This is a genomic window from Achromobacter sp. GD03932 (assembly GCF_029839485.1).
Classification (GTDB): domain Bacteria; phylum Pseudomonadota; class Gammaproteobacteria; order Burkholderiales; family Burkholderiaceae_B; genus Achromobacter; species Achromobacter bronchisepticus_A.
This window is the reverse complement of the sequence record NZ_JAOCAT010000002.1, coordinates 317,881-327,337: the sequence shown is the minus strand read 5'-3', so window position 1 is coordinate 327,337 and position 9,457 is coordinate 317,881. Positions and strand designations below refer to the sequence as shown.

At 67.5% G+C, this 9,457-nt stretch carries 10 protein-coding genes; 4 read left to right on the top strand and 6 right to left on the bottom strand.

Features of this window, described 5'->3' with window-relative positions; translation table 11 throughout:
• From N5C88_RS03280 to N5C88_RS03270, 3 genes are all read left to right on the top strand, one after another.
• Positions 1-1,186: PepSY-associated TM helix domain-containing protein (locus tag N5C88_RS03280; RefSeq protein ID WP_280014674.1), on the top strand; the 1,186-nt coding region annotated here is incomplete at its 5' end.
• A 65-nt stretch (positions 1,187-1,251) separates the two neighbouring features.
• Entirely contained in the window at positions 1,252-1,680 is a 429-nt protein-coding gene (gene arsC, locus N5C88_RS03275) for an arsenate reductase (glutaredoxin) (RefSeq protein ID WP_118934816.1), read from the top strand.
• A 91-nt stretch (positions 1,681-1,771) separates the two neighbouring features.
• Positions 1,772-2,377, top strand: coding sequence for a phosphatase PAP2 family protein (locus N5C88_RS03270; protein ID WP_118934818.1), 606 nt, complete (start codon positions 1,772-1,774; stop codon positions 2,375-2,377).
• Positions 2,378-2,390: 13 nt separating this feature from the next.
• Here N5C88_RS03270 and N5C88_RS03265 read toward each other — a convergent pair whose 3' ends face one another.
• From N5C88_RS03265 to ogt, 4 genes are all read right to left on the bottom strand, one after another.
• The gene (locus N5C88_RS03265; protein ID WP_251881005.1) at positions 2,391-3,371 is read right to left on the bottom strand and encodes a tripartite tricarboxylate transporter substrate binding protein; all 981 of its coding nucleotides are present in this window, start codon (positions 3,369-3,371) and stop codon (positions 2,391-2,393) included.
• Between the two features lie 108 nt (positions 3,372-3,479).
• Positions 3,480-4,565, bottom strand: coding sequence for a tartrate dehydrogenase (locus tag N5C88_RS03260; RefSeq protein WP_280014673.1), 1,086 nt, complete (start codon positions 4,563-4,565; stop codon positions 3,480-3,482).
• 202 nt (positions 4,566-4,767) lie between these two features.
• Positions 4,768-5,733 carry a DUF3829 domain-containing protein gene (locus tag N5C88_RS03255; RefSeq protein WP_280014672.1) on the bottom strand — a complete coding sequence of 322 codons (966 nt, stop codon included), beginning with the start codon at positions 5,731-5,733 and terminating at the stop codon, positions 4,768-4,770.
• A 73-nt stretch (positions 5,734-5,806) separates the two neighbouring features.
• The gene (gene ogt, locus N5C88_RS03250; RefSeq protein WP_251881001.1) at positions 5,807-6,355 is read right to left on the bottom strand and encodes a methylated-DNA--[protein]-cysteine S-methyltransferase; all 549 of its coding nucleotides are present in this window, start codon (positions 6,353-6,355) and stop codon (positions 5,807-5,809) included.
• Between the two features lie 147 nt (positions 6,356-6,502).
• Here ogt and N5C88_RS03245 point away from each other — a divergent pair, with 147 nt between their 5' ends.
• On the top strand, positions 6,503-7,948 hold the full coding sequence (locus N5C88_RS03245; RefSeq protein WP_280014671.1) for an AlkA N-terminal domain-containing protein: 1,446 nt from the start codon (positions 6,503-6,505) through the stop codon (positions 7,946-7,948).
• A gap of 13 nt (positions 7,949-7,961) precedes the next feature.
• On the opposite strand, the gene N5C88_RS03240 is transcribed toward N5C88_RS03245, so the two are convergent.
• On the bottom strand, positions 7,962-8,867 hold the full coding sequence (locus N5C88_RS03240; RefSeq protein ID WP_280014670.1) for a LysR family transcriptional regulator: 906 nt from the start codon (positions 8,865-8,867) through the stop codon (positions 7,962-7,964).
• Between the two features lie 47 nt (positions 8,868-8,914).
• Positions 8,915-9,397 (bottom strand): YajQ family cyclic di-GMP-binding protein, encoded by a 483-nt coding sequence (locus N5C88_RS03235; protein ID WP_059377757.1) that lies wholly within the window; start codon positions 9,395-9,397, stop codon positions 8,915-8,917.
• Between the last annotated feature and the right edge of the window lie 60 nt (positions 9,398-9,457).

Genomic DNA, 9,457 nt, shown 5'->3' with positions numbered 1-9,457 from the left:
ACCCAGGATGGTGGACGCCGCCAGCGGCGCGCTGTTGCCCCCGGCCGACGCCGCCACCGCGCTGGCCACGGCGCAGGCCTGGTCCGGCGGACAGCACGCCGCCCGCTATCTGGGCACGGTGGACGAAGACGCCTACACCCATTCGCGCGCGCTGGGTCCGGACAGGCCGCTGCACCGGGTGGACCTGGATGATCCCGCGCATACGCGGCTCTACATCTCGTCCGCCACGGGCATGGTGGTGCTGGACGCCACCCGCGCCGAGCGCATCTGGAACTACGCCGGCGCCTGGATCCACTGGCTGTATCCATTCCGCGGCAATGCGCTGGACGGCTGGTGGCACGACATCGTGGTGTGGCTGTCGGTCGCCGGGGTGCTGCTGGCCGTGACGGGCACGGTGGTCGGCATCCTGCGCTGGCGCTTCTCGCGGCCCTATGCCAGCGGCAGCCGCTCGCCCTACCGCGAAAACATGATGCGCTGGCATCATTTGAGCGGCCTGCTGTTCGCGGTCATCACCATCACCTGGATCTTCAGCGGACTGATGTCCATGAATCCGTGGAAGCTGTTCAGCACGGGCGCGCCACCCTTGGCACAGGCGGCCTATGCCGGCGCGCCGGGGGACACGCTGGCCGCGCCCGGTGAGCTGATCGCCGCCCTGCCGGCCGCGCCGCGCGAATTGCGCTGGGCCCGCGCCGATGGCCAGGACGTAGTGCTGGCGCGCAGCGCCGCTGGCGCCCCGCTGGTGCTGTCGGCCGGCAACGCGCAGCCCCATGCGTTCGACCCGGCGGCCTTGCGCGCCGCCGCCGCCCGGCTGGTCCCCGGCGCCCGGCTCGCCAGCGCCGAAACGCTGCAGGCCTACGACTTCTATTACTACGCCCGCGACGAACACGCGATGCTGGGCCATGTCGAGAAGCCGCTTCCCGTCTGGCGGCTGGCCTATGACGATCCCCAGGCGACCTGGGTCTATCTGGACCCGCGCACGGGACAGATCGTGAGCCGGCAGGACAGCGGCGCGCGCACCAGCCGCTGGCTGTTCGCCTTCCTGCATAGCTGGGACTGGACCGGCCTCCTGGCGCGCCGCCCGCTGTGGGACGTCCTGCTGGTGTTCCTGAGCCTGGGCGGCGCGGCGCTCAGCCTGACAGGCGCGGTGATAGGCTGGCGGCGGCTGGGCAAGAAGCTGCGCGCCTGAAGCGCGGGCGCGGATGCACTATGCTCACAGCCTTGCATGACGATCTACCGGAAAGAGGAGCTTCCATGTCCGACGTAACCATCTATCACAACCCCAAGTGCGGCACCTCGCGCAACACCCTGGCCATGATCCGCAACGCCGGCATCGAACCGGAAGTCGTGCTGTATCTGGAAACGCCGCCCTCGCGCGCCACCCTGAAGGCGCTGTTCAAGAAGGCCGGCGTCAGCGTGCGCGAGGCCCTGCGTGAAAAGGGCACGCCCTATCAGGAACTGGGCCTGGACGACGCGTCGCTCTCGGACGATGCGCTGCTGGACGCGATCGAGCAGCACCCCATCCTGCTGAACCGTCCCTTTGTCACGACGCCGCTGGGCGCGCGCCTGTGCCGCCCGTCGGAACTGGTGCTGGACATCCTGCCGGCCCCGCAGCAAGGCGCCTTCGCCAAGGAAGACGGCGAAGCCGTAATCGACGCGCAGGGCAAACGCATCCAGAAGTAAAAGGACGCGGTCCGCGGCCTTTTGTAAGCGGACTGACGGCTGGGATCATTACCATCGCGGCAATCGTTTCATTACGCCGCGATGACAATTCATGAATTCCCTTGAAAGCCTCAACCAGTCCCTTTTTCTTTCGATCAACGCCGACCCGGCCACCCCGATCTGGCAGATCCACGCCGCCATGCTGGTGGCGAACCGGCTGATCCTGCTGGTGCCGGCCGTACTAGCCGCCCTGTGGCTGTGGGGCGGCCGGCCGCAGCGCGATGTGGCGCTGAAGGCGTTGGCCAGCATCGCCTTGGCGCTGTTCGCAAGCTACCTGTGCGGCGCACTGTGGCCGCACGCGCGCCCCTTCGTCCTCGGCCTGGGACATGCGTTCTTCCCGCACAAGGCGACGTCCTCGTTTCCCAGCAATCACACCATCATCATCGCCACGCTGGCGTTCGCGCTGATCTACGACCGGCGCTGGGCCGGATGGGGCTGGCTGGCGCTGGCCGCGGCCGTCCTGGTCGGCGCCTCGCGCGTCTACCTGGGCGTGCACTTCCCGCTGGACATCCTGGGCGGACTCCTGCTGGCGCCGCTGGCCGCCGGGCTGACCGCCATGGCATGGCGCCGCTGCGGCGAGCCCCTGACAGGCGCGGCGCAGGGCCTGTACCGCAAGGCGCTGGCCCTGCCGATCGCGCGCGGCTGGATCCGCGCCTGAAGGCGCGCCGCGCTCAGTTGATCGCGACCTTGGCGTCCTTGACCAGCTTGGCGTAGTTCTCGGTATCCGCGCCGATGCGCGCCTTCATCTCGGCAGGCGTATCACCGATAGGCACCGCGCCTATTTCCGCCATCCGCCGCGAGAAGTCGGGCGAACGGATGATCTTGACCATCTCGGCATTCAGGCGCCCGACCACGTCCGCCGGCGTGGCCGCCGGCGCCAGCACGCCGAACCAGGTCCCCATGTTGAAGGGTTTGAGGCCGGCTTCCTCCATGGTCGGCACATCGGGCAGCGCGGCCGAACGCTGATTGGTGGTGACGGCCAGCGCGCGCAGCTTGCCGCTCTGAATGTGCGCCAGCACCGGCGTCACGGTGTCGAAGGACATGTCGATCTGGCCGCCCAGCAGGTCGGTCGTCAGCGGGCCGCTACCCTTGTAAGGCACATGCAGCAACTGCACATGCCCTTCCTTTTCGAACTGCGCGCCGATCAGGTGTTGTCCCGTGCCCATGCCGTTCGAGCCATAGGTCAGCTTGCCCGGCTGGCCTTGCGCCAGTTTCAGCAGCGACTTCACGTCCTGCGCCGGCAGCTTGGGATTGACCACCAGCACGTTGGGCACCAGCGCCACGGTAGTCACCGGCGCGAAATCCTTCTGGAAGTCGTAATGCAGGCTCTTGTAGACGCTGGTGGCGATGGTGTGGTGCACGGCGCCCATCAGCAGCGTATAGCCGTCGGGCGCAGCCTTGGCCACGTAATCCGCGCCCAGGGTCGAACCCGCGCCCGGCTTGTTCTCCACCACCACGGGCTGGCCCAGGCTCTTGGCGAGCTCCTGGCCCAGCGCGCGCGCCAGCACGTCGGTGGTGCCGCCGGCCGGAAACGGCACCACCAGGTTCACCGGCCGGGCCGGATAGCCCTGCGCCTGCGCGCCGCCGGCGATGGTCAGGCCCGCCAGGCAGGCCAGCGCCAGGACGCGCGCGGGTATCGTTCTCTTGTGCATGCTTGTCTCCTCGGTACGAATGGAATTCGCTTGTTGTCGTGGATCCCGCGGCGGGCCTGGGGTCTCGCGCCCCGGTCCCGCTTCAGGTCTGCTGCGGGTCTGCTACGCCTATGCGGCCTTGGCCCTGCCCGCAGCCGCCAGCTTCGCGCACACGGCTGCCGTGACCTGCTCCGTGGTGGCGGTTCCGCCCAGGTCGCCCGTATGCAGAGAGGGATCGGCGGTCACGCTTTCGATCGCCTGCATCAGCCGCGCCGCGGCCTGCGTCTCGCCCAGGTGCTCCAGCAGCATGACCACGGACCAGAAGGTGCCGACCGGGTTCGCCAGGCCCTTGCCCATGATGTCGAAGGCCGACCCGTGGATGGGTTCAAACATGGAGGGATAGCGGCGTTCCGGATCGATGTTGCCGGTGGGCGCGATGCCCAGGCTGCCGGCCAGCGCCGCCGCCAGGTCGCTCAGGATGTCGGCGTGCAGATTGGTGGCGACGATGGTGTCCAGCGATGCCGGGCGGTTCACCATGCGGGCGGTGGCCGCGTCGACCAGTTCCTTGTCCCAGGCCACGTCCGGAAACTCGCGGCTCACCTCCAGGGCGATCTCATCCCACATGACCATGGCGTGGCGCTGCGCGTTGGACTTGGTGACCACCGTCAGCAGCTTGCGCGGACGGGATTGCGCCAGCTTGAAGGCGAAGCGCAGGATGCGTTCGACGCCCGCGCGGGTCATGATGGACACGTCGGTCGCGGCTTCCAGCGGATGGCCCTGGTGCACCCGGCCGCCCACGCCGGAGTATTCGCCCTCGGAGTTCTCGCGCACGATGACCCAGTCCAGCTGGCCCGGCGCGCAGCGCTTGAGCGGCGCGTCGATGCCGGGCAGGATGCGCGTCGGGCGCACATTGGCGTACTGGTCGAAGCCCTGGCAGATCTTCAGCCGCAAGCCCCACAGAGTGATGTGGTCGGGAATGTGCGGATCGCCGGCCGAACCGAACAGGATGGCGTCCTTGCCGCGTAGCGCGTCCAGGCCGTCGGCCGGCATCATCACGCCGTGCTTGCGGTAATAGTCGCCGCCCCAGTCGAAATCCTCGAACTCGAAGCTCAGGCCGCCGTCCCGGGCCAGTTCCTGCATGATGCGCCGTCCGGCCGGAATCACTTCCTTGCCGATGCCGTCGCCGGGGATGGTTGCGATGCGATAGGTCTTCATATGCCGACTGGGCTCCTTGCTGGTGGAATGCTGTCGGCACTGTACTGACGCCCGCGAGCGGCGGGCGCAATGGAATTCAAAACATCTTTTACCTGGAGTTGAAGGTGGCGCACGGGCGGGAAAAGCGAACGCGCAAAAAAACAGCGCCCGCATGTGGCGCTGTTCCAGGTAGCGGCCATGACCGGCCGCAGGCATGCAGCAATCAGCAGCGGCCGATGTTCAGGTCGGAGATCAGGTTGTTGAAATTCTGGCGCAGACTGTTGGCGTCGTCCTCGATGGTGGGACGCATCATCTTGAACGCACCGGTGCGCGCCGCGTCTTCCTTGTAGCGGCCATTGTTGGTGTGCTCCAGGATCTTGCGGCCGGAGGCCAGGAAGCCGTTGACGTTCATCATCATGCCGGTGCAGCCCTTGGCATCGGCCTCGCGCGTCTTCTTGTCGAAGCCCAGCGCCATTTCGTTCATCTTGTCCAGCTCCTGCTTGAAGGCCTCCTGGTCGGCGCCCAGGCCCTTGCCCTCGAACACGCCCGACGCCTTGTCCATCGTAGCCTTGCCGTAATAGACCATGCCGGCGCGGTAATAGGCGACCGTGTCCTTCTTGGCCTTTTCAAAGGCTTGCTTGGTGTTGGCCGTGTCCTTGATGGAGATGCCGCGGTAGAAGCCGTTTTCCGCCTTCACGACTTCGGTCAGCGCCGCGACGTAGGCCGGGCTCTTCTCGCGCGCCAGCGCGCCATTGTCGGACAGGAAGGTCTTGGCTGCAGCATAGTTCTGCAGTTCATGGCTCAGCGGCGCCAGCTTGCCCAGCGCATCCGAGAACGCCTTGGCGGGCGCGTCGATCTCGGCGATAGGCGTCGACATCGCCAGCGCGCGATCGAGCTTCTCCTTGGTGCGCTGGATGGTCGAGTCGTTGCTGATGACGAAATCCTTGAGCGGCTTGCCTTCCTTCAGCGCCGGGACGGCGTAGGCCTCGTAGCGTTCCAGCGCCTGCTCGAAGGTCGTGGAAATGCTGTTGGCGGTGTCGACGTACTGGTTGTACTTGATGATCTCGGACTGAGCGGTAGTCGGCTCGGACGCTTTCGCTTCCTTCTTGGCGCTGTCGTCGCCGCACGCGGCGAGCGCCAGCGTGACGGCCAGAACTGCGAACATGCGCAAGGGGCGCGGCATAAACATCTTTGATTCCTGTTGCGGGTTGCTCTGAAGGGGACGCATGATATGTCCTCCAGATGCTTAACACGCTACAAATCTATTCAACCCTGTCACAAGAATTTTCAAGCCATCTCTGCTCGTGATCCAGCAACCAGCGCTTGCGGTGCAAACCGCCGCCGTAACCGGTCAGGGCAGCGTCCGCGCCCACGATGCGGTGGCAAGGCACGACGATGCCGATGGGATTCGCCCCGTTGGCCGCGCCCACCGCGCGCACGGCGGCGGGACGCGCGATGCGGTGCGCCAGCGCGCCGTAGCTGATCGACTGGCCGCCCGATACTTCCCGCAATGCCCGCCACACCGCGCGCTGGAAATCGGTGCCGCCGGTGGCCACGTCCAGCGCGTCGATGGCGCGCACGTCGCCGTCGAAGTAGTCCAGCAGCGCGCGCCGCGCGGGCGACGCCTGGACCGCATCGCGCAATTCGACCTGCTGCTTGCGGTACTGCCTGCGCAACAGCAGGTGCATGCGCGCTTCGTAGTCTTCCCAATCGACCGCCCGCAGGCGCTGCTGCTCGTCGCTCAGGACCAGCATCAGGCCGATGGGCGTGGGAACGCGCTCAAGAAAGAAAGCCTGGGTTTGGACGGGCATGGCGGACTCCAGCGTAGGTGATCGACCGAAGCACTATAGGCGTTGACGCGGGCTCTGCGCTGGCGGTTTTCGGACAGGAATTCCGCATCCACAACACTGTCCGAAAACCGCTAGATCCAACGCTCGCCGCGGCGTTAGCATGATCTCATGGACCTGAACCACGACGCCTGCTACAGCGCCATCCAAGTGCGCGACTCCCGTTACGACGGCCGCTTCTTCACCGCCGTGAAGACCACGCGCATCTATTGCCGTCCGGTCTGTCCGGCACGCACCCCATTGTCGAAGAACGTCACGTTCTATGCCACGGCGGCAGCGGCGCAAGAGGCCGGCTACCACCCCTGCCTGCGCTGCCGGCCCGAGACCGCGCCGGAGGTCGGGCCGGGGCATGAGCTGCCCGATGGCGTGGCCCGCGCGCTGCAGCTGATCGAACTGGGCGCGCTGGACGAGGACGGCGTGGACGTGCTGGCGCAGCGCCTGGGCGTGGGCGAACGCCAGTTGCGGCGCCAGTTCCGCCAGCACCTGGGCGCCTCGCCCGTGGCCGTGGCACAAACGCGGCGCGTGCTGTTGGCCAAGCAGCTGATCCACGAGACCCGGCTGCCGATGGCCGAGATCGCCTTCGCATCGGGCTTTGGCAGCATCCGCCGCTTCAACGAGATCTTCCACGACCTGTTCGCGCGCGCCCCAGGCGACCTGCGGCGCTCCGGCAAGCCGGAAGTGTCGGCGGCGCAAGAAGGCGAGATCAAGCTGCTGCTGCGCTACCGCCCGCCCTATGACTGGGACGCCATGCTGGCCTTCCTGCGGCTGCGCGCGATTCCCGGCATCGAGCAGGTCACGGACGACAGCTACGCGCGCACCGTCCTGCTGGACGGCTGCCAAGGCACGGTGACGGTGCGCCCGGACCGCGGCGATGCGCTCGAGGCCACGGTGCGCTTTCCCCGGCTGCAGGCGCTGCCGGCCATCATCGCGCGCCTGCGCCGCGTCTTCGACCTGGCCAGCGATCCGGTCGCCATCGCCGCGCAGTTCGCCAGCGATCCCGTGATGACCGAGCTGATCCGCGCGCGGCCTGGCCTGCGCGTGCCCGGCGCCTGGGACGGCTTCGAGCTGGCCATGCGCGCCGTGCTGGGCCAGCAGATCACCGTGGCCGCGGCCATACGCCTGGCCGGCAAGCTGGTGGCCGCGCACGGCGCGGCCATGGCGCGTCCAGAAGGCGCGCTGACGCATGTATTCCCCTTGCCTGAAGCCGTGGCGGCGGCCGAGCTGGCCTCGCTGGGCATGCCGCGCAGCCGCGCCGCAACCTTGTCGGCGGTCGCCGCGGCGGCGGTGGCGGACAGGCATCTGTTCGATGCCGCCGGCGGCCTGGAGGATGCGGTCCGCCGGCTGCGCACAATACGGGGCGTGGGCGAATGGACGGCGCAATACATCGCGCTGCGCCAGTTGCGCGAGCCGGACGCGTTTCCGTCCGCCGACATCGGCCTGATCCGGGCCTTGGAAAGGCTGGAAGCGCGGACCTATACGCCCGCGCAATTGCTGGCCCGCGCCGAAACCTGGCGGCCCTGGCGCGCCTACGCGGCGCAGCACCTGTGGACGGCCTGAGCGAACGCCGGGCTTACCACCGGTCTTCCGCGCCCTTCCTGAAATACGCCATCAGGAAGTCCACGAACACGCGCACCTTGGCCGACAGATGGTGCCGTTCCGGAAAGACCGCGTAGATGTCGGCTTGCGGCAAGGCGTAGTCCTCCAGCACCTGCACCAGCCTGCCGCTGCGCAGATAGCGCGCCAGGTCCCATTCGGCGCGCTGCAGGATGCCCAGGCCGGCCAGGCCCCAGGTCAGCGTCACTTCGCCGTCATTGCTGCTGAGGTTGCCGCGCACCTTCACGGTTTCGCTGCGGCGTCCCTTGGTGAAGCGCCACAGGCCGTACGCGGCTTCATTCTGCCGCAGCACGATGCACTGGTGCCGCGCCAGGTCGTGCGGTGTGGCGGGAATGCCGTGGCTCTTCAGATAGCCCGGCGACGCGCAGACCAGGCGCCGGTTGGGCGCGATCTTGCGGGCGATGAGGCGGGTGTCGGGCAGGTCGCCGAAGCGCACGGCCACGTCGACGGCGTCCTGCACGAAGTCGGCCGGGCTGTCGGTCAGCTGTAATTGCAGCGACACCTCGGGATATTTCTGGGCGAATTCCGCAATCGCGGGCGCGATGTAGCTGCGGCCGAAACCCAGCGGCGCGTTGACCTTGAGCAGGCCGCGCGGGCTGTCCTGGCGGCTGGCGATCAGCTGGTCCAGGTCCTCGATCTCGCCCAGGATGCGGCGGGCGTTTTCCAGGTAGACCTCGCCTTCCGCGGTCAGGCTCAGGCGCCGCGTGCTGCGGTTGACCAGCCGCACGCCCAGCCGCGCCTCGATCTGGGCCAGCCGCTTGCTGACCGCGGCCGGCGTGACGCCCAGCTCGCGGGCGGCGGCGGACATGCCGCCGGCGCGCACCAGTTCGACGACCAGCTGCAACTCGTTGGAATGTCCCATGGCCCCTCCAGGTCCGCAGGGTGCGCGGCACCCTGGCGCGGGGCGGATCAGTCGCGGAAGTTTTCGAACTGCAGCGGCAGGTCGACGTCGGTCTTCTTCAGCAGCGCGATGGCGGTCTGCAGGTCGTCGCGCTTCTTGCCGCTGATGCGCAGCTTGTCGCCGTTGATCTGCGATTCCACCTTGAGCTTGGCGTTCTTGATGGCGGCGATGAGCTTCTTGGCCACCGGCTGCTCGATGCCCTGCTTGATGGTGACCTTCTGGCGGGCGCCGCCCAGGTTTTCGAGGGGATCGGCTACGTCCAGGCAGCGCACGTCGATGCCGCGGGCCGACAGGCGGCCGCGCAGGATGTCCAGCATCTGCTTGAGCTGGAAGGCGCTGGAAGCGACCTGCGTTACGACAAACTCGTCGAGCTCGAACTTGGCGTCGCTGCCCTTGAAATCGAAGCGGGTGGCCAGTTCGCGGTTGGCCTGGTCGACGGCGTTGGAGAGTTCGTGTTTGTCGACTTCGGAGACGACGTCAAAAGTAGGCATGACACGGGGTCCTGTTGGGTAAATGTTGAAAAAGGCGAATACCGGGGTATCGCCTATTTT

Excerpts from the sequence above, each read along its gene's own strand:
- arsC (WP_118934816.1), top strand. The coding sequence starts at position 1,252 with ATGTCCGACGTAACCATCTATCACAACCCCAAGTGCGGCACCTCGCGC.
- N5C88_RS03260 (WP_280014673.1), bottom strand. The coding sequence starts at position 4,565 with ATGAAGACCTATCGCATCGCAACCATCCCCGGCGACGGCATCGGCAAG.
- N5C88_RS03240 (WP_280014670.1), bottom strand. The coding sequence starts at position 8,867 with ATGGGACATTCCAACGAGTTGCAGCTGGTCGTCGAACTGGTGCGCGCC.
- ogt (WP_251881001.1), bottom strand. The coding sequence starts at position 6,355 with ATGCCCGTCCAAACCCAGGCTTTCTTTCTTGAGCGCGTTCCCACGCCC.
- N5C88_RS03265 (WP_251881005.1), bottom strand. The coding sequence starts at position 3,371 with ATGCACAAGAGAACGATACCCGCGCGCGTCCTGGCGCTGGCCTGCCTG.
- N5C88_RS03245 (WP_280014671.1), top strand. The coding sequence starts at position 6,503 with ATGGACCTGAACCACGACGCCTGCTACAGCGCCATCCAAGTGCGCGAC.
- N5C88_RS03270 (WP_118934818.1), top strand. The coding sequence starts at position 1,772 with ATGAATTCCCTTGAAAGCCTCAACCAGTCCCTTTTTCTTTCGATCAAC.
- N5C88_RS03235 (WP_059377757.1), bottom strand. The coding sequence starts at position 9,397 with ATGCCTACTTTTGACGTCGTCTCCGAAGTCGACAAACACGAACTCTCC.
- N5C88_RS03255 (WP_280014672.1), bottom strand. The coding sequence starts at position 5,733 with ATGTTTATGCCGCGCCCCTTGCGCATGTTCGCAGTTCTGGCCGTCACG.